General features: G+C 71.0%; 16 protein-coding genes. 9 read left to right on the forward strand and 7 right to left on the reverse strand.

Going from position 1 to position 18,444, the window contains the following annotated elements:
• Positions 1-130 precede the first annotated feature (130 nt).
• Positions 131-1,843: a cation:proton antiporter gene (locus G401_RS0122265; RefSeq protein WP_027344238.1), complete on the reverse strand. Its 1,713-nt coding sequence runs from the start codon at positions 1,841-1,843 to the stop codon at positions 131-133.
• Between the two features lie 97 nt (positions 1,844-1,940).
• Here G401_RS0122265 and G401_RS47550 point away from each other — a divergent pair, with 97 nt between their 5' ends.
• Together G401_RS47550 and G401_RS0122275 are read left to right on the forward strand one after the other, a co-directional pair.
• Complete coding sequence (locus G401_RS47550) at positions 1,941-3,164, forward strand: low temperature requirement protein A (RefSeq protein ID WP_051366988.1); 1,224 nt, start codon at positions 1,941-1,943, stop codon at positions 3,162-3,164.
• A gap of 82 nt (positions 3,165-3,246) precedes the next feature.
• Positions 3,247-4,029, forward strand: a complete 783-nt coding sequence (locus G401_RS0122275) for a hypothetical protein (protein ID WP_027344239.1) — start codon at positions 3,247-3,249, stop codon at positions 4,027-4,029.
• 114 nt (positions 4,030-4,143) lie between these two features.
• Here G401_RS0122275 and G401_RS0122280 read toward each other — a convergent pair whose 3' ends face one another.
• Complete coding sequence (locus G401_RS0122280; protein ID WP_027344240.1) at positions 4,144-4,578, reverse strand: hypothetical protein; 435 nt, start codon at positions 4,576-4,578, stop codon at positions 4,144-4,146.
• A gap of 224 nt (positions 4,579-4,802) precedes the next feature.
• Entirely contained in the window at positions 4,803-7,451 is a 2,649-nt protein-coding gene (locus G401_RS47555) for a transglycosylase domain-containing protein (RefSeq protein WP_211240804.1), read from the reverse strand.
• Between the two features lie 193 nt (positions 7,452-7,644).
• Between G401_RS47555 and G401_RS0122295 the strand changes: the two genes are divergently transcribed.
• Together G401_RS0122295 and G401_RS53145 are read left to right on the forward strand one after the other, a co-directional pair.
• Positions 7,645-8,454, forward strand: a complete 810-nt coding sequence (locus G401_RS0122295; protein ID WP_027344242.1) for an inositol monophosphatase family protein — start codon at positions 7,645-7,647, stop codon at positions 8,452-8,454.
• Between the two features lie 118 nt (positions 8,455-8,572).
• On the forward strand, positions 8,573-10,864 hold the full coding sequence (locus G401_RS53145) for an ATP-binding cassette domain-containing protein (protein ID WP_051366990.1): 2,292 nt from the start codon (positions 8,573-8,575) through the stop codon (positions 10,862-10,864).
• A gap of 48 nt (positions 10,865-10,912) precedes the next feature.
• On the opposite strand, the gene G401_RS0122305 is transcribed toward G401_RS53145, so the two are convergent.
• A complete protein-coding gene (locus G401_RS0122305) occupies positions 10,913-11,932 on the reverse strand; it encodes a hypothetical protein (RefSeq protein ID WP_027344243.1) in 1,020 nt (339 codons plus the stop codon).
• A gap of 77 nt (positions 11,933-12,009) precedes the next feature.
• On the opposite strand from G401_RS0122305, the gene G401_RS0122310 reads away from it, so the two are divergent.
• Both G401_RS0122310 and G401_RS0122315 read left to right on the forward strand, forming a co-directional pair.
• On the forward strand, positions 12,010-12,594 hold the full coding sequence (locus G401_RS0122310; RefSeq protein ID WP_027344244.1) for a TetR/AcrR family transcriptional regulator: 585 nt from the start codon (positions 12,010-12,012) through the stop codon (positions 12,592-12,594).
• An 86-nt stretch (positions 12,595-12,680) separates the two neighbouring features.
• Positions 12,681-13,346 (forward strand): PhzF family phenazine biosynthesis protein, encoded by a 666-nt coding sequence (locus tag G401_RS0122315; RefSeq protein ID WP_027344245.1) that lies wholly within the window; start codon positions 12,681-12,683, stop codon positions 13,344-13,346.
• Here the strand turns inward: G401_RS0122315 and G401_RS0122320 are convergent.
• Positions 13,321-13,986 carry a TetR/AcrR family transcriptional regulator gene (locus G401_RS0122320; RefSeq protein ID WP_034592658.1) on the reverse strand — a complete coding sequence of 222 codons (666 nt, stop codon included), beginning with the start codon at positions 13,984-13,986 and terminating at the stop codon, positions 13,321-13,323. The genes G401_RS0122315 and G401_RS0122320 overlap by 26 nt on opposite strands.
• Before the next feature lie 66 nt (positions 13,987-14,052).
• Here G401_RS0122320 and G401_RS0122325 point away from each other — a divergent pair, with 66 nt between their 5' ends.
• Complete coding sequence (locus G401_RS0122325) at positions 14,053-14,532, forward strand: methyltransferase family protein (protein ID WP_034592660.1); 480 nt, start codon at positions 14,053-14,055, stop codon at positions 14,530-14,532.
• 3 nt (positions 14,533-14,535) lie between these two features.
• On the opposite strand, the gene G401_RS0122330 is transcribed toward G401_RS0122325, so the two are convergent.
• On the reverse strand, positions 14,536-15,072 hold the full coding sequence (locus G401_RS0122330; protein ID WP_027344248.1) for a DUF1697 domain-containing protein: 537 nt from the start codon (positions 15,070-15,072) through the stop codon (positions 14,536-14,538).
• A gap of 251 nt (positions 15,073-15,323) precedes the next feature.
• Here G401_RS0122330 and G401_RS53150 point away from each other — a divergent pair, with 251 nt between their 5' ends.
• Positions 15,324-15,959: a hypothetical protein gene (locus G401_RS53150; protein WP_051366992.1), complete on the forward strand. Its 636-nt coding sequence runs from the start codon at positions 15,324-15,326 to the stop codon at positions 15,957-15,959.
• A gap of 78 nt (positions 15,960-16,037) precedes the next feature.
• Here the strand turns inward: G401_RS53150 and G401_RS0122340 are convergent, their stop codons facing one another.
• Positions 16,038-17,297 (reverse strand): SGNH/GDSL hydrolase family protein, encoded by a 1,260-nt coding sequence (locus G401_RS0122340; protein ID WP_027344249.1) that lies wholly within the window; start codon positions 17,295-17,297, stop codon positions 16,038-16,040.
• A 236-nt stretch (positions 17,298-17,533) separates the two neighbouring features.
• On the opposite strand from G401_RS0122340, the gene G401_RS0122345 reads away from it, so the two are divergent.
• A complete protein-coding gene (locus G401_RS0122345) occupies positions 17,534-18,427 on the forward strand; it encodes a class I SAM-dependent methyltransferase (RefSeq protein WP_027344250.1) in 894 nt (297 codons plus the stop codon).
• Positions 18,428-18,444: the final 17 nt, after the last annotated feature.

Here is an 18,444-nt window from a genome sequence, read left to right on the forward strand (position 1 = left end):
GCCTACGCGTCTATCGCCCGACCGTGGCGAGGGGTGGGAGCACCCACGTCGATACCAACTTCTGTCGATACCAGGTTCACGGGGGCTCACCTCCTCATGCCGATCACGGTCGAGGGGAGGCTATCAGAGATCACGCGGACTCGGTCAGCCGTGTGAGGCGGGCCTCCTCCGCGTCCAGCGCCTCCCCGGCCCGCTGGATGATCTGCGAGCGGTAGGTCCCGATCGTCCGGGCGTCGAGCAGCGTCCGCCGCTCCGTCGCCAGGACCTCGCTGCGCAACTGCATGTACTGCTCGCGGTACTCCACATTGGGCACCGCCTGGCTGCGGCCGGGGGCGACGCGTACGGAGACCTCCTGGCGGGCGCGGTCGAGGACGTCGGGGGCGTACGGGGTGCCGTCGGGCTGGGCCAGGGCCGGGTCGTCGAGGCGGTCGAGGGCGTCCTGGGACAGCCGGGTGAGCAGGTCGCGGTACTCGTCGCGGAACTCCTCCGGGTCGTCGGCCGGCACCTTGACCGTCCGGATCACCCAGGGCAGCGTCAGCCCCTGCAGCAGCAACGTCGTGATCGCCACGATGAAGGCGATGAGCAGCAGCTGCGGCCGGTAGGGCGTGTCGGCGGGCAGGGTCTGGGCGGCGGCGACGGTGACCGCGCCGCGCATGCCCGACCAGGCCAGCACGACCCCGCCGCGCCAGCCGAAGTTCTGCGCCACCTGGAACCGCACGTCGCTCTTGCGCTGCAGGATCCGCTTGGTGAAGCGGTCGAGCCGCCGCTCGCTCATCGTCTCCTGCTGCTTCGCGTCGTCCAGCGTGGCCTCGATCTGGCTGAGCCGGTCCAGGTTCGCCTCGGCCCGCGCCGCGTCCCGGCGCAGCCCGGAGACGAGGGGCGCCGTGTAGAGCATGCGCAGGAGGATGGCGACCAGCGACGCGAGCAGGCCGACCCACACCGCGGTCGCGACGCTGAGGCCCGCCGAGCGCGCGGCGTCCAGCTCGGTCTTCAGCTGCAGCCCCATCAGCAGGAACAGCCCGCTCTCCAGCATGAACGACGCCGTGCTCCAGTTCACCGACTCGGTCACCCGGTCGACCGCCCGCAGGTGGCGCGGGCTCTCATGCCCGGTGACCAGCCCGGTCACCACCACCGCGAGGACACCGGACGCGTGGATCGCCTCCGCCGGCACGAACGCGACGAACGGCACCACGAACGAGATGGCCGTGTTGAGCACCGTGTCCTTCAGCAGCGCGCGTACGCGCACGTTGATCTCGCCGATGAGGACGCCGACGACGACGGCCGCGATGACCGCGTACACGAAATCCCAGGTGATGGACAGGAAGCTGACCGCGGCGGTGGTGGCGGCGACGGCGGAGCCGAGCAGGACGAGCGAGGAGGCGTCGTTGACCAGGCCCTCGCCTTCCAGGATGGTGAGCAGCCGGGCGGGCAGGCCGAGCCGGCGGCCGACGGAGGTGGCCGCCACGGCGTCGGTCGGGCTGATGATCGCCCCGAGCGCGAACGCGGACGCGAGCCCGAGTCCCGGCAGGACGGAGTGGAACAGGTAGCCCGCGGCGGCGGTGGTGAGCACCACCAGGACGACCGCGAGACCGGCGATGGACTTGAAGTCGCGCCGGAAGTCGTGGGCGGGCATGCGGACGGCGGCCGCGTAGAGCAGCGGCGGCAGGACGCCGGCGAGCACCCATTCGGGCTCGATCACGATGTGCGGTACGCCCGGCAGGAAGCTCAGCACGGTACCGACGACGACCTGGCTGAGCGGCGCGGCGACGCCGATCCGGTTCGAGAAGGCCGCCACCGCCACGATGCTGACCACGCCGACCACGGCGATCAGGGTGAGTTCCATCGGTCCCTGATTGTGCCCGGTGCTGCCCGGCCGTCCCCCGGCACGACACGCTACCGTTTCTCCGCACGCGTCAGGGAAGTGCCGGGGGAGGACGCTGGTGGCGGGCAGGCTGCGGTTCGGAGTGGAACGCGACGCCGAGGAGCGGCACGGCTCCTGGCTCGAACTGTTCTTCGACCTCATCTTCGTCGTCGCGGTCGCCGAGCTCGCCGGCACCCTCGAACACCACCCCACCCCGCACGGCTTCCTGCGCTACGCCGCCCTGTTCCTGCCCGTCTGCTGGGCCTGGATCGGCTACACCTTCTTCGCCGACCGCTGGCAGAACGAGGACGCGCCGCATCGCGTACTCATGATCGTGTCGATGCTCGGCGTCGCCTTCCTCGCCATCGCGATCCCGCACGCCTTCGACGGCGGCACCGGCTCCGTGCGCTTCGCGATCAGCTACGGCGCCGTCCGGCTGCTGCTCATCGTCCTGTACGCGCGGGCGTACACGACCGATCCGGCGGCCCGCCCGCTCACCGGGCGCTACGTCACCGGCTTCACGATCGGCGCGCTGCTCTGGTTCTCCTCCGCCGCCGTACCCCTCCCCCAACGGCACTGGCTCTGGGCCGTCGGGTTCGCCGTCGAACTGGCCACGCCGCTGCTGTCCGCCCGGGCGATCGCGCGCGTACCCTTCCACCGCTCGCACATCCCCGAACGGTTCGGCCTGTTCGTCATCATCGTACTCGGCGAGGCGGTCGCGCTCGGCGTCACCGGGATCGAAGGCGGATCGCTCGGCCTGCCGACCCTGCTGGCCGCGGCGGTCGGCTTCCTCGGCGCGGGCGCCCTGTGGTGGCACTATTTCGACCACGTCGACGGGTCCGCGCTGCAACGCTGGCTGGTCTCCGGCCAGACCTACGTCTACGGGCACATGCCCCTGTACGCCGGGATCACCGCGTACGGGGTGGGGGTGCTGCTGGGCAGCCGGGCGATGACGGACGCGGCGCTCGCCGGCGCGGCGCGGTGGTGCCTGTGCGCGGGGGCCGCCGCCTACTTCCTGGTGGTCGCGGCCATCCAGTGGACGATGACCATGCCGGTCGGCGACGCTCGCATGTGGACGCGACTGGGGACCGCCGTCCTCCTGACGGTTCTCGCGACGGTGAGCGGGCTGCCACCCCTCGCCGTCGCCGTCCTGGTTCTCGCGGCGGTACTGGCGGCCCTCGTCGCCGAGCATCTCCTCACCGCCCGCACCCCGGCTCCCGCCGCCCCTGCCCCCGCTCCCGCCCTCGCCCCTGCCCCAAGATCTGGTTTGGATCAGGGAAATCACCCGAATCTTGGGCCATGATCACGTGCGAAACCCTGATCCACACGGGATCTTCCACCGGCGTCCGTTGACTCACGGTCATCGACGTTGTTAAGTGTTTCGAATGATCCTTCGCTTCACCAGCCGAGCCACCCTCGTCTGCCTGGCGGCCGCGGTCCTCACCGCCGGACCCGCCCTGCCCGCCCTGGCCGCCTCCGCCCCCGTCGTGGACGTCGACCTCGCCACCGTTCACCAGGACGCCGACGACGTGCTGACCAGCGACACGTTCTCCACCCAGTCGGCCAACGAACTGCTCGTCGCCCTGTTCTCCGCGGACGGACCCGGCACCGGCAGCGGAGTCCAGACCGTCTCCAACGTGACCGGTTGCGGCCTCACCTGGACGGAGGTCGGCACCGCGAACGACTACCCCGGCGTCGCGGCCGTCTTCAGCGCGTACGCCACGTCGACCGTGACCGACTGCCAGGTGTCCGGCGACCTCGGCTACTCCTTCGACGGCCTGATCCACATCCTGTCGTTCACGGGCGCGGCGTCGACGATCACCGAACACCACGCGCTGTCGACCTACTGGGGATCGGCCGGATTCTCGGCTGTCCGCGTACCGGCCGACAATTCCCGCGTCTACCAGGTCGGGCACAACTGGGGCGCCGCCGAGGAGCCCACGGCCGTCGGCGGGGACACGCAGCGGCCGCAGGAAGCCGTGGACGCGTCCCTCCGCAGCCTCTACCTCAGCGAATGGGGCGACACGAGCTACGTGGCGCAGATCGACGACCCGCTGGCGGCGACGCCCACCGGGACGGACCAGTACTCCGGACTGGCGGTGTGGTTCCCCGGCGAGGCGCCGGGCGGGATCAACACGGTCGGATTCGCGGTGGCCCCCGCCAGCTGAGAACTCATCCACGGGAGATCGACGGCGGAGCGGGCGGCATCGAGACCCGTTCCGCCGTGACAGGCCATGCACAAGATTGGTGATCCCGGCTCGACGGGTTGGCCTCGCGCCCGCCTAGACCGGGCGGACGGGGAACCGATGGCTTCCGCGGTGGTCGAGCAGGATCGTCGTCGCCGGCGACGGCAGCGACACCTCGTACCGCTCTCCGGTACGTCCGCTGCGCAGCGGGTAGATGTTGCTGCCGGGGGCCAGCCCCAGGTTCTCCATCAGCCGCAGCGGCCGCGGCGGCCCGGCGACGAAGGCGGGGACGCCGACGGTGTCCGCCCAGAACCGGAATCGCGGCTCGAAGGTCAGGTCCTCGCCGTCGAGGGTGACGAAGCCGTGCTTCCAGCGGCCGGTGGGGCCGGACGGGCCGCAGGGGCGCAGCGCCGCGGGCACGATGAGGAGATCCCTGCCGCGACGGCGGCGCGCGATCCGGAACCACACGACGAACGAGGTCGTCACCGCGCCGACGGACACGGAAGCGAGCCAGGCCAGCACGGTACGCATACGACCTCAAGGGGTTTGACGTGCGGAAACAGTCTCGGCACTGTACCCGGCGCCGGCTGTGTCGGGCCCAGCCGGCCGCGTACCGGCCTGGGCTTTGTGGCCGGGGTCACGACGGGCATCCGGTCATCGGAGAGCCCGCAGCCGTTCGGCCACCGCGCGCGATCGACCGCTCCCGGGGATGTCTCCGGGAGCGGTCGGGGTCGGCTACGCGTACGGCCGAGAGCTCAGGGTTTCTTGGTTCCTGACGGGCCGGGTTTGGGTGAGGACGACGCCTTGGGGCTGGCGCTCGGGCTGGCGCCCCCGCCGCCGGTACCGGCGCTGGGGCTCGTGCTAGGGCAGTTCACCAGCGGGTCGCAGGGCTGCCCGGACGGCGACGCCGGCGGCGCGCTCGGCGAGGGCGAGACGCCGTTGGCTCCGGCGAAGTCGTCGTCCCCGATGCCCGACTCGTTCGCGAGCTTCTCCTTGGGCATGCCCGAGCTGTACTTGGACAGGATGTCCCGCCAGATGCGGTAGGGCGTCGTGCCCGAGGTGACCGAGTCGCCGGTCACCGGGTCGATGACCGGGGCCTGCGAGACGGCGTTGCCCGTCCACACGGCCAGCGCGACCTGCTTGGTGAAGCCCACCACCCAGGCGTGCGCGTTCTCCTTGGTGGGCGTCGACGTGCCGTTCTTGACGATCGAGCCTTCCCACGTTCCGGTCTTGCTCGCCACGTCGCGGTTGTCCTGGGCACCCGCCCAGCCCGTGTGGTCGTGGAAGACCTTCTCCATCGCCGAGGTCACGTCGTTGACGACCTCGGGCCGGATCGCCTGCTTCGGCTCCAGCTTCTCCTTCTTGTCGACGTCCTCTTTGTACGTCCCCGTGACCGGGTCCTTCTTCTCGACCTTCAGCACGAAGTGGGGCTTGTTGTACATCCCGCCGTTGGCGAAGGTCGACAGGCCGGACGCGTGGTCGAGGACCGTGATGCCGTACTGGCCGTAGCCGACCTGCCGGTCGAACGGCGCCCGTTCGGTGTCGCCCTGGATGTCCTTGGTCAGGTCGTGGGCCTTGCCGTTGTTGTCCCACATCATGTTGACCCCGGCGGCGTGCGCCATCTCGACGACCTTGCCGGGGCCGATCTGCCGCGCCACCCAGTAGAACGGGACGTTGTACGACTTCATCAGGCTGTATTCGAGCGTGCAGTAGTCCTTGCAGCCGGTGTTCGGCGCGTCGGCGTTGCCGATCTTCAGATGGTCGTCGGTGGTGAACGGCATCGCCTTCCACCGCGACTGCAGCGAGGCCCCGGCCTGCAGCGCCGCCGCGAGCGTGTAGACCTTCATCGACGAGCCTGGTTCGTGACCGCCGTAGAACCCGCCGCTGCCGGAGTTCACCCCGGCGTAGTCGTTGCCCGTGCCGTCGATCCCACCGTAGTACGCGATCACCCGGCCGTTCTTCGGGTCGATCATCACCGCGGCGGACTCCAGGTCACGCGGGTTGCCGTACTTGTCCTTGTCGATCTTACGGCCGAAGATCGCCGAGCCCTTGATGTCGGGCCGGGCGGCCGCCTCGACGATCTTCTGCGCCCGCGGGTCGATCGTCGTGGTGATCCGGTACCCGCCGGTCCGCAGGTCCTTCGGTTCGATGTCCTTGGCCTTGAGTTCCTGGTACACGTAGTTCACGACGTTGCCGGTGGCCTTGCCGAGGTTCGTCCCCTCTTTGATCTTGATACCCCACTCGGCGCTCGTCACCACGTCCTTCGACGGCCGGGTCTTCGGCATCTGCATCGCGTTCTTGTCGGACTGCGAGAGCCAGCCCTTCTCGACCATGTTCTTGAGGACGTAGTTCCAGCGGTCCTGCGCGGTGTCCGGGTGCGCCTCGGGGTCGTAGATGCTCAGCGCGCCGTTCTCGGCGTACGGGTCGCGGATCACGGCGCCGAGGACGGCCGCCTCCTGCACCGTCAGCTTGCTCGCCCCGTGCCCGAAGTACGCCTGGGCGGCCTTCTCCACCCCGATCGCCCCGCGTCCGAAGTCGACGGTGTTGAGGTAGAAGCCCATGATCGCCAGCTTGGAGTACTTGTCCTCGAGCTTGCGGGCGAGCACCGCCTCGCGCAGCTTCCGGGCATAGCTGATCTGCGACTGCTCGGTGGCCAGCTTCACGTACTGCTGCGTGATCGTCGAGGCGCCCTGCGTCTGGCCGCCGCTGACGTTGTTCCACGCGGCCCGCAGGATGCCCGTGTACGAGATGCCGTGGTGCTCGTAGAAGCCCTTGTCCTCGCCCGCGATCAGGGCATTGCGGACCTGCTCGGGGATCGACTCGATCGGGATGTTCACCCGGTTGTCGGTGCCCAGCTGCGCGAGCTGCGTCGTCCCGTCGGATGCCATGATCATCGTCGTCTGCGCCGTGACGATCTTGTCGGGCAGGATGTCCTCGACGCTGTCGAAGTAGTACGTGAGGCCGATGGCACCGACGCCGAACAGGATGAGAACGCTGGCGAACGAGGCGATCAGGATCTTCCGCAGACGTCGCCGCCTGGGTTTGGCGACCTTGGCGGCCTTGGCGCCCCGGGCATCCCGGCCGGGGCCGCGTCCGCGCGACCGGTCCGGATCATCCGCGCCGTCGCCGTCGTCGAGCCCCGGTGGACGCACGCTCGCCCGACCCGGCACGCTCGCGCGTCCTGGCACAGGCGCCCGGCCCGGCACCGCGCCCGGCACACTCGCCCGGCCGGCACTGCCCGGCACGGAAGCCCGCCCGGCGCCGGGATGGTCGGCGCCATGCGGCGGACCGTCCTGGCCGTCGGACCATGGGACCTCACGCGGAATCCGCGCCCGGCCGTAGCCGTCGCCTGCCGGCTCGTCCGGACCGCCGAAGCCGTTGTCGTGTTCACCGTATGGACCCATTTCCACCTGTTCCGGTCATGGCAGCCCAGCCGCCTGGTCGGATAAGGCGCCCACGGGCGCGCCCTCACCATAGATGAAGTCGACGGCCTTCGCCGACCTCCCGACTCCTTACCCACGACCATGACGTCGCATGACATGTCAGGGGTTGCTGGGTCGAGCCGGAATTCTGGTCGCTCCGGCTACCGTGGCTCTCATGATCAGTGATGCGGAGCTGGCGGTACGCGCGGCCGAACTCGGCGCCGACGTCGTGCGTACGCGGTTCGGGACGGTGCTCGACCGGATCGCGAAAGGCCCCGGCGACTTCGCGACGGCCGCCGACCTGGAAGCCGAGCAGCGCATCCGCGACCTGATCCGGGCCGAGCGGCCGGGCGACGCCGTGCTGGGCGAGGAGCACGGCCTGACCGGTTCCGGCGAGCGGACGTGGCTGGTCGATCCGCTGTGCGGCACCGCCAATTTCGCGGCGCGTACGCACCTGGTCGCAGTCAACGTGGCGCTGCGGATCGGGGCCGAGGTCACCGCCGCCGCGGCGGCCGACCCGTTCACCGGCGAGGTGTTCTGGACCGACGGCGCGGCGGCCCGCGTACGCGCCGGTGGCGAGGACCGGCCGCTCGTCCCGTCGGCCGGGTCGCGGATCGTCGACCTGAACCTCGATCCGCCGTTTCCCAACGCGGCGGCGTTCCGCGCGACCCGGCTGCTCGGCCACGACCGTTTCGTCGAGCGGTTCCGGCCCCGCGTGGTGTCGTCCACCGTGGCCGTGGCCTGGGTGGCGACCGGTCAGCGGGCCGCGTACGTCACGGACGGGGACCTGCGCGACAGCGTCCACTTCGCGGCCGGGCTGGCCCTGTGCCGGGCGGCGGGATGCGTGGTCACCGGGCTGGCGGGACAGCCGCTGCACACCGGCATCGGCGGCCTGGTCGCCGCGGCCGACGAGGCGACCCACGCGGCCCTGCTGGAGCTGATCCGCGACCAGCTCGACGGGAACGGGCCCTCGAAACCGGCGTGACGCCCGTCGGTGGTGACGCACTACTGACAGCGGCTCCGGGACGGCGGCCCGCCCGTCATCCGCTATTGTCCACTCGGTCCGCGGTCGCAACGGGCGTACGCGGCTGGGAGGAGTGGTCGTGACGGACTTGGCTACGCCGGTCGCGGTGCTGGACGGGACGAAAGGGACCATCACGATCGGCCGCGATCCCGGCAACGACATCGTCCTGCCCGACCTGTGGGTGTCGGCGAAGCACGCGGAGATCCGGCGCGGTTCCGGCGGACAGCAGCTGGTGGACCTCGGCAGCACCAACGGCGTACACCACAACGGTGCCCGGATCCGGCGGGGCGACCTCAAGGCGGGCGACCGGTTCACGGTGGGCCGCCACGAGTTCCTCTTCGACGGCACGAACATCTACCAGCATGACGACCAAGGGCCGACCTCTTTCGTCGCCGACGACATCACTGTGGACATCGGCAAGGCGAACCTGCTCGACGACGTCAGCTTCGCGCTGCGGCAGGGCACCCTGCTCGGCATCATCGGGCCCAGCGGCTGCGGCAAGTCGACGCTGGTGAAGGCCATGACGGGCTTCCAGAAGCCGACCCGGGGCGAGCTGCTCTACGACGGCCGCGACCTGTACGCGCACTACTCGGAGCTGCGCCACCGGATCGGCATGGTGCCGCAGGACGACGTGCTGCACCGGCAGCTGACGGTCCAGCGGGCGCTGCGGTTCTCGGCCGCGCTGCGGTTCGCCGACGACGTGCCGCGCAAGCAGCGCAAGGAGCGCGTGACCGAGGTCGTCGACCTGCTCGGGCTCGCCGAACGTTCGAAGCAGCGCATCGACACGCTGTCGGGCGGGCAGCGCAAGCGCACGTCGGTGGCGCTGGAGCTGCTCACCGAGCCGTCGCTGCTGGCCCTGGACGAGCCGACCTCGGGTCTCGACCCGGCGCTCGACAAGGAGGTCATGCGGGAGCTGCGGCTGCTGGCCGACCGCGGCCGCACGGTCGTCGTCGTCACCCACAGCGTGCTGCATCTCGACATCTGCGACCGGGTGCTGGTCATGTGCATGGGCGGGCGGATGGGCTTCTTCGGGCCGCCGGACGAGCTGCTCGCCTTCTTCGGCTCCGAGGACTACGCCGACGTCTTCCACAAGGTCACCAACGACCCGCGCCGGTGGTCGCAGGAGTTCCGCAACTCCGAGGTGTACCGCCGGTACATCGGCGAGATGGCCCAGGAGCTCAACCAGCTCGCGCTGGACGCGAAGCGCGAGACGGTCAAGGCGACCGGCCCGGCGGACCACGCCGAACCCGAGGCCGAGGACGCCGCCGCGGCGAGCCCGGTCGAGGACGCGGCCGCCGCCCCGGAAACCGCCGTCGAGACCGCGACCGCCGAGGCCGGCCCGGCGGCTCCGGCCGCACCCGCGACCGCCACGGCGACCGCGACCCGGCCGGTCATCCCCGCGCAGCAGAGCCCCGAGCAACAGAGCCCCGCGCAACAGAGCCCCGAGAAGCAAGGCCCCGAGCAACAGGGCACCAAGCGGTTCGCCGACGCCGCGCGGGCGGGCGCGCCGGCGGCGGCCGGCGTACAGGATCTGTCCATCAAGGACAGAGCGCTGCATCCCCTCGCCCCCGTACGCGCCTTCTTCACGCTGTGCCTGCGGATGCTGTCGGTCATCGCCTCCGACCGCGGGTACGCGGCGTTCCTGGTCGGCCTGCCGCTGGCGCTCGCGCTGCTGTCGCGGGCCGTGCCGGGCGACATGGGACTGGGCCCGGACCCGCTGGGCTACAGCCTCGAAGCGCAGCGCCTGCTCGTCGTGTTCATCATCGGCGCGGCCTTCATGGGCGTGGCGGTCTCGATCCGGGAGATCGTCAACGAGCAGTCCATCTACCGGCGCGAACGGGCGATCGGGCTGTCGCCGACGGCGTACCTGCTGTCGAAGGTGATCGTCTTCCTGGTGATCGACGCCATGCAGAGCTACATCTTCGTCTACCTGGCGATGTGGGGCCGGCCGAAGGCCGTCGAGAGCCTGGTCCTGCCGAGCCCGACGGCCGAGATCGTGGTCGTGGTGACCCTGGTCGCCCTGGCGTCGACCTCGGTCGGCCTGCTGGCCAGCGCGCTCGTGCGGACCACGGAGCAGACCACGCCGATCCTCGTCGTCAGCGTCATGGCGCAGCTCGTCCTGTCCGGCGGCCTGTTCGCCATCGAGGGCCAGCGCACCCTGGAGATCATCTCCACTGTGGACCCCTCACGCTGGGGGTTCGCCGCGACGGCCGCGACCACGAACCTGCTCGCCTTCCCGTTCCCCGACCCGCTCTGGGACCACGTGGCGTCCAACTGGTGGCGCGGGGTCGGCATCCTGGCCCTGCAGATCGTCGTCCTGCTGGTCGCCGCCCGGATCGCCCTGCGGCGCTACGAGCCCGGCCGCGGCTGACGCCCGGCGAAGCGGCATGAGGGGCGGGCGGAGCTTTCCGTCCGCCCCTCACCCGTTGCCGGCCTGCCGGCCTTCGTAGTACGCGGCGACCGCGTGGAACGCGGCCTTGGGCTCCCAGGCTCCGTCCTCCCGCAGCCGCACGATGCTGTAGCTGGCCAGGTCGAGGTCGTCGCGCGGATCGCCGTCCGGCCGGTGCGGGTACGAGCTGAGCGCGAAGGTGAAGACGAAGGCGCTGTCCACCCCGGCGGCGTCGAAGATCTCCAGCAGTTCCCGCACGTACGCGGCCTGTCCCGGCTCGTCGCGCTCGTACACGCCGGACAGCCGGACGGGCGCGCGGGTGACCGGATCGTGCTCGACGACTTCGAGGCCGCGGGCTCCGAGATCACCGGCGCCGCGGAAGGTCGCCGATCCGAACTCGGTGACCGCCACCGGCTTGCCCTGCGCGACGAGCGTACGCACGCCGGCGGCGAACTGGTCGGCGACGCCGGAGTTGCGGTACAGGTCCATGGACAGGATGTCGAACGGCGTCCAGTCGACGCGCTCGAACTGGATCGCGGCGTACGTGACGGGGCCGGCGAAGCGCTCGCGCACCACCGTCAGCGCCCGGCCGAGGAAATCGTTGATCCGTACGGCGACCCGCGGGATCAGCTCCCGGACCGCCGCCGGCCCGGCGAACAGGCCGGCCAGCCGTTCCTCGGTCGTGCCGCCGGGCAGGAAGCCGGGGTTCATCAGGCTGTGCTCGGCCCCGGCCACGAAGACGACCTCCGCTCCCCCGGCGCGCAGCTTCTCGGCCCGCTCGGCACAGTCGGCGAACAGGGCCAGCATCTCGTCCTCGGTGGCCTCCAGCGGGTAGGGCGAGAACCAGACGGCCAGGCCGAGGTCGGCGGCCCGCGCCGCGGCGTACGCGATGCGGTCGGGGTCGCCGCCCATCACGCGTACGGCGGTGCAGTGCAGGTCGTCGCGGATGGCCCGCAGGTCGCGGTCGACCGCCGCCGGGTCGAACTGGGGCCGGGAGTTCGCGCCGTGCACGACGAAACCCGTGTCGTAGCTGATGCCCAAGCCGCGCATGTTCCCACCTTTCATTAAGGTACTGCCAGTACCCTAACACCACGTCGCGGTGATCGCGATACGGTACGCTGCGTACCATGGCGGACACTCGACGGCGGGGCGCCGAACTCGAACGGGCGATCCTGCGCGCCGCGGTCGAGGAGCTGACCGAGAACGGCTACGCCGGGCTCACCATGGACCGGGTCGCCCGCCGGGCGGGGACCAACAAGAACGCCATCTACCGCCGGTGGAGCAGCCGAGCCGCGCTGGGACTCTCGGCGTACCGTGAATTGATCAAGGCGGACCGGGAGCCGGCGGACACCGGGACCTTGCGCGGCGACGTGCTGGAGCTGCTGCGCGGCGCGAACCGACAGCAGTCGGCGAACCCGGTGCTCGGCGGGGTGATCCGCGGCCTGCTCGCGGCGGCCGCCGAGGACCCGGAACTGGCCGCTCAGCTGCGGGAGAACGTGCTGGACGCGGGGTCGGGCCTGTGGCTGACGGTGCTCGGCCGGGCGGTGGCGCGCGGGGAGATCCGGCCCGAGGCGCTGCATCCGCGGGTCGCGACGGTGGGGATCGTGTTGCTGCGCAACGAGTACGTCGCCCGCGGCACGACGGCGGTGAGCGACGAGGTCATCGAGGAGATCGTCGACGAGGTCTACCTGCCACTGGTGCGCGGCCGGTGATCGCCGAGGCGGACCGGCATGATGCTCGCCCGCGGCCGGTCGACCTCATGGGATCATGACGGGAGCACCGACCGGGAGGCAGCGTCATGACCGAAGTGCACGTCCTGCGGGTTTTCCGCGGCCCCGGCGGCACCGCCGGCAACACCCTCGGCGTCGTTCTGGACGGTCCCGGCGTCCCCGAAGACGACGAACGCCTCGCGATCGCCGAACGGCTCGGCTTCGCCGAGACCGTCTTCGTCGACGACGTGACAGGCGGTGTCCTCGACATCTTCACCCCCGTCGGCCGGATCCCGTTCGCCGGGCAGCCGCTGGTCGGCTCCGCCTGGCTCCTTCACCGCGAGGCCGGCGTGACAGTGCTGCGCCCGCCGGTCGGCGAGGTCGCGGCCCGGGTCGACGACGAGTTCAGCTGGGTCGTCTGCCGGCCCGAATGGGGCGCCGGCCGGCGTACGCAGGAGTTCGGCAGCGCGGCCGAGGTCGACGCGCTGCCCGGACCGCCACCCGGCGAGGGCTTCCTGTACGCCTGGGCGTGGCAGTCCGAGGACGTCGTGCGCGCCCGCGCGTTCCCCCGCCGGGGCGGCCCGATCACCGAGGACGAGGCGACCGGTTCGGCGGCGGTCGTCCTCACCGCCGAGCTCGGCCGGGATCTCGACATCCGGCAGGGAGTCGGGTCGCAGATCCTCACCAGGCTGCTCGGCGACGGCAGCGTGGAACTGGGCGGCCGCGTCCTCACGCAGGAGATCCGGCGGCTGTAGCCGGCTCGGCCAGGATGGCGGCCGCGACCGTGTCGACGTACCAGCCCTGGAACTCCTCGGCCGACCAGCCCTGCTCGCGGACGAGATAGTCGTAGTTACGGACGTCCATGGCGAGCCAGAGGACGTCGACGACCCGGTCGGCACTGAGCTCGGGCCGTAGCCCGCCGGTGGCGGCGAGGTCGGCGGCGAACATCGACATGCCGTTCCGGCGCTCCTCCTGGTTCTTCCGCCAGATCACGGCCGCCTCGGGATCGGCGGTCGCGGCGCCGGCCAGCGCCACCATCACCGCCGCCTGCCGGGCCTGGACCTCGGTCAGGTGCCGGGCGTACCGCTCCAGCATCGCCCGGGGATCGGTCAGCGCCCGGATGTCGTCGACGAACTGCCGTCGCGCAAGGGGAACCTGCTCGTCGTCCCCGGCGATGGTCACGTCGATCAGATCGGACAGCAGCGCCTTCTTGGTGCCGAACACCTTGTACACGGTCTGCACCGCCACACCCGCCTCCGCGGCGACCGCCGTCAGCGGGGTCGCGGCGTACCCGGGGTCGACGAAGAGCCTGGCGGCCGCGGCAAGGATCGCCCCCCGCGTCATCCGGGCCTGCTCCTGTCGGTGGACCGAGTCGTACCGGCGCTTGACAACCACCCGCTGAGTGTAGTCCTCTATTGGATAGAGACTAGCTCTACTCAAGTTAACGGGAAGGTGAGTCCGATGGTCGGTCAGCAGACGGCGGCACGCGGCGCCCAGGTGATCTTCATTCCGCCCCCGGCCTACTATGCGGCCGGTCTGGTCGGCGGGGTCCTGCTCGACATGGTGGTCCCGCTCGCGGTAGGCGGCCGACCCGCGACCGCCGTCGCCGGCGCGGTGGTGGGCGCCGCAGGGGTGGCACTCACCGTCGCCGGAGTGTCGGCCGTTATCCGCCACCGCACGACGATCGTCCCCCACCACGCCGTCTCGAACCTGATCACCACCGGCCCCTACCGGCTGTCCCGCAACCCGATGTACACCGGGCTCGCGGTGCTCTACATCGGACTGGCGCTCGTATTCGGCTCCTGGTGGCCGATCCTGCTCGGACCGGTCGTGCTCTGGGCGATATACAGGCTGGTCATCCGGCCCGAGGAGGAATACCTCGGCGAGCGGTTCGGGCCGGCGTACGCGCGCTACCGTGCCCGCGTACGCCGATGGCTCTGAGGGTCAGAGTGCCTTGAGCAGTTTCAGGAGGGTGTTCCAGTTGCGGCCGGTCCCGAGTACCGGCGCCTTCCGCCCGACGAAGTAGTCCCCGAGCTTCGAGTCCGCGATCCCGCCGGGCAGCCACAGGTACACCTCGGACCTGCCCACCCGGAACTCGTCAGGCCGGTACGCGTCCGCGTCCAACTCCTCGCCCAGTCCCTTCGGCGCGGCTTCGGCGAGGAACACCACGAGATATCGGGACGGGTTGTCGGCGACCTCCGCCAGCGGATTCTCCTCGACGATCGCCTGCAGTTCGTCGCGCGTACGCAGAATGCAGCGCACGGTGGTCCCGAACCGCTCGGCGACGGCCGCCTCGATCGTGGCGATCACCTTGTCACGGGCGGGGTTCCCGGCCACCGTGAAGACGGCGTTGCCGCTCTGCAGCAGGGTCGCGACCTCGGTGTAGCCGCAGCCCGCGAGCAGGTCGCGGAGTTCCGCCATCGCGATCTTCTTGTTGCCGCCGACGTTGACGCCGCGCAGCAGGAGTGCGTACCTCGCCATGAAGCCAGCTTGGCACACCGCCCACCGGCCCGGGCGCCGCCCGGCCGCCCGCCCGCTCCGTGATCGCGTTTGGATCAGGGATCGCCACGTAATCTTGGCCCAAGATTCGGGTGATTTCCGTGATCCAAACCCGATCCGGGAGCGGGCGCCACGTTGCCGTCTGCGGTTGTCGGGTAGGCGATGCCCGCGGCGGCAACTCCGGCCGCCGGAGCGTACGTCTTCGGGAGCGTCACCACGTTGAAGGAGCTTCCGTGAACCGCACACTCGCCACCGCCGCACTCGCCGCCCTCGCCGTCGCGGGCCTGGCCGCGTGCTCCCCCAAGGCCGCCCCCACCGCCGCACCGGCGACCACCGCCGCATCGCCCAGCGCCGCCGCACCGTCGGCAAGCGCCAGTCCCTCCGCGCCGCCGTCGGCCGGCACCTCCCCCGTCCCGTCGCCGCCTCCGCCGCCGGCGAAGCCCGTGGCCCTCGGCCCGACCGGTTACGGTCCGCTGAAGATCGGCCTCACCCCCGCGCAGGCGTACGCGACGGGCATCATCACGAAGCCGACGGCCGGCAACGGCGCCTCGCCGGGATGCGACCAGTCGGCCGGGCTGGCCGGCTCGGGCTACAAGGTCGGCGGCGACAGCGTGGCCGGCTGGGTCCTGTTCGGACCGCACGGCGTCGCGGCGATCTACGCGTACGGGAAGATGGCCACGCCGGAGGGCATCCGCCTGGGCAGTACGACGGCGCAGGTGACCCGGGCCTACCCGAAGGGCGTCATCGCCGAGGGCCGGATGAACGTCGCGGCCGACGCGACGGGGAAGACGGAGTACCGGATCGCGCTGTCCGGGGGCAAGGTCATCCAGCTCGCGCTGCAGAACCGCCCGAACGGCTGCTACGAGTAGGCGTCACGCGGACGCGCGCCCGGGTTCGCACCCGGGCGCGCGCATTCCGCGTCCGACTCCAATATGGACCGACTGTCGCTACGCCGCCGACACCACGATCGTTCCGTTGGGTTGGCGTACGCATTTCACCGAGTGCACCCCCGCCGCGTACGCGCCCGCGAGGCACTGGCCCAGCACGGCGTGTCCGGCCACGTTGGGATGCCACGACTCCTGGCACGTCTGGAAGTAGGTGATGCAGGTGTCGGCGTACCGCTTGATGTCGAGTTTGTCCTTGCCGGACAGGCTTGTGAGCGGCACACCGGTCGGCCCGTCCTGTACGCGTACCGGGGTGGCCAGGGCGGTGGCCGGGTTGGTCGACGCCTCGCACAGCCGGGCGCCGTCGAAGGCCTGCTGGACGTTGAGGTAGACCAGGTCGTCGGCGGGGAACTCGGCCGACAGCGTCGTGTACGCCGACTTCACGATGTTGCCGAGGTTCGCCGAGAACTGGTGGCCCGGGCCCATGCTCGCGCGGTGGATCGGGCAGCCGGCCGCGTACCGGGCGGCGCCGAGGTCGCGGAACTTGTCCCGGTCGTCCTCCCGGCCGTCCGCGCTGACCAGCGACGGCAGCACGTCGAACGGCAGCGGATTGGTGTAGTCCTGCAGCACGATGCGGTGCTGGTGGTCGGCGTCGACCTGGTCGAGCACGGTCAGCAGCTGGCGCAGCGCCACGATGGTCTCGTTGGTGGCCGTGTTCACCTGGGCGGCCGTGGCGAGGTCGTCGGACGTGCACGGGTCCTGCTCGACCGGCCCGTTGATGTACGCCCAGAACTCCCACCACCCCGTCCACGCGTCGGCGATGAACCGGTTGGCGCACTTGCTCGCGACGTCGCCGAAGCTGAACGAGCTGTTGTTCGACCCGAGCCCGATCAGGACGAGGTCGATGTCGTTGGTCTGGGCGACGGCGCGTACCTGATCGATCTGGGACGCGACGGAGCGGCCTTTGTCGCGGGTGGACGACGCGGCGGTGATGTCGTAGGGGCGCCCGCCCGAGCAGGCGAGGTTGAACCGGTTCTGGATGCCCGGCAGGTTCGCCTGGAAGAGCGAGGCGTGCGGGGACCGGTGGCAGAAGTACGCGTTCGAGTTCGCGGCGGACCAGCCGGGGAAGCCCTGGGCCACACCGTTGACGTCGGTGACGGGCGCGTAGTCGCCGGCGCCCTCGCCGCTGACGAAGCTGTCGCCGAGCACGACGGCGGCGGTGGGCAGGGCGTCGAGTTCGAGGGCCGGCGCGGCCGCGGCCCGGACCGGGAGCGCGGCCAGGACGAGGACGGCCGCGAGGGCCGCTCGGCGGAGCGTGGACACGGATGCATCTCCTACGAGGTGTCGGGACAGGTCCACATCAGAGCATGAATAATTCTCACCGTCAATATCCTACCGATCCAGTGGGATATCGGCCGGAAACCCGTTGGACTCCGGACGGACCAGGCCGATAGCCTCCCGCTCGTGACGATCTGAGCGAACGACTCCCGCTCCGGCCGCGCCGAGGGAAGGCGGCGGCCGGCCCGTCCGCGCGTCTGCTCTATCCACAAAGGATTGTCATGGAGATCTACCAGCACCCGCTCGCGTACCTGCTCGGCTTGGAGGGGGTCGCGCTGCTGCGGGCCTTCGCCGGCGAGCACGACCGCGACTTCACCGCCGCCCGCTTCGCCGAGATCCGGGCCCTGCTCGATCGCGCCGACGAGTTCGGTCCCGGCAGCGACGTCCCGCTCATGCCGACCGCACGCGGATACGACGGCTGGGCCCGCACCTACGACATCGAGGACAACGGCTCCTTCCCGTTGCAGGACGAGGTACTCCTGCCCCTGCTCGACCGACTTCCGCCCGGCGAGGTCATCGACGTCGCCTGCGGCACCGGCCGGATCACCCGCGAGCTCGTCCGGCGCGGCCACCGCGTACGCGGATTCGACCAGTCGCCGGGGATGTTGGAGAAGGCCCGGAAAGCGTTGCCGGAGGCGGAGTTCGCCGAGGCGTCGATGACCGCCCTGCCGGTGCCCGACGGCAGCGCCGACCACGTGGTCTGCACGCTCGCCCTCGGCCACCTGCCCGACCTCGAACCGTTCTTCGCCGAGGCCGCCCGCGTCCTGCGCCCCGGCGGCCACCTGGTCGTCTCCGACACCCGCGGGCACTACACCGGCTCCTGGCTCTACCCGCTCGTCAAGGAGGACACCGAGGGCAACGTCGGCTACGTCCGCAACTGGAGCCACCCGACCGGCGCGTACCTGCGGGCGGCTCTGCGGCACGGATTCGGCGTACGCGCCTGCGAGGAGCCCCTCCGTCCGCACCCGACCGTCGATCCGGACGAGGCCGCCGAGCCGCTCGATCTGACCGAGCCGCCGGACGTGTGGACGCTGCACCCGTGGATCCCCGAAGCGGCGAACGCGGCCCGGGCGGGCCTGCCCGCCCTCATCATCTGGGACTTCCAGCTGGCCTGACCGGATCGAAGGGAATG

Source organism: Hamadaea tsunoensis DSM 44101 (assembly GCF_000428945.1).
GTDB lineage: Bacteria > Actinomycetota > Actinomycetes > Mycobacteriales > Micromonosporaceae > Hamadaea > Hamadaea tsunoensis.

What these genes read in the sequence shown, in the direction of transcription:
- G401_RS0122265 (WP_027344238.1), bottom strand. Translation starts at nt 1,843, where the DNA reads ATGGAACTCACCCTGATCGCCGTGGTCGGCGTGGTCAGCATCGTGGCG.
- G401_RS0122275 (WP_027344239.1), top strand. Translation starts at nt 3,247, where the DNA reads ATGATCCTTCGCTTCACCAGCCGAGCCACCCTCGTCTGCCTGGCGGCC.
- G401_RS0122280 (WP_027344240.1), bottom strand. Translation starts at nt 4,578, where the DNA reads ATGCGTACCGTGCTGGCCTGGCTCGCTTCCGTGTCCGTCGGCGCGGTG.
- G401_RS47555 (WP_211240804.1), bottom strand. Translation starts at nt 7,451, where the DNA reads ATGGGTCCATACGGTGAACACGACAACGGCTTCGGCGGTCCGGACGAG.
- G401_RS0122295 (WP_027344242.1), top strand. Translation starts at nt 7,645, where the DNA reads ATGATCAGTGATGCGGAGCTGGCGGTACGCGCGGCCGAACTCGGCGCC.
- G401_RS0122305 (WP_027344243.1), bottom strand. Translation starts at nt 11,932, where the DNA reads ATGCGCGGCTTGGGCATCAGCTACGACACGGGTTTCGTCGTGCACGGC.
- G401_RS0122310 (WP_027344244.1), top strand. Translation starts at nt 12,010, where the DNA reads ATGGCGGACACTCGACGGCGGGGCGCCGAACTCGAACGGGCGATCCTG.
- G401_RS0122315 (WP_027344245.1), top strand. Translation starts at nt 12,681, where the DNA reads ATGACCGAAGTGCACGTCCTGCGGGTTTTCCGCGGCCCCGGCGGCACC.
- G401_RS0122325 (WP_034592660.1), top strand. Translation starts at nt 14,053, where the DNA reads ATGGTCGGTCAGCAGACGGCGGCACGCGGCGCCCAGGTGATCTTCATT.
- G401_RS0122330 (WP_027344248.1), bottom strand. Translation starts at nt 15,072, where the DNA reads ATGGCGAGGTACGCACTCCTGCTGCGCGGCGTCAACGTCGGCGGCAAC.
- G401_RS0122345 (WP_027344250.1), top strand. Translation starts at nt 17,534, where the DNA reads ATGGAGATCTACCAGCACCCGCTCGCGTACCTGCTCGGCTTGGAGGGG.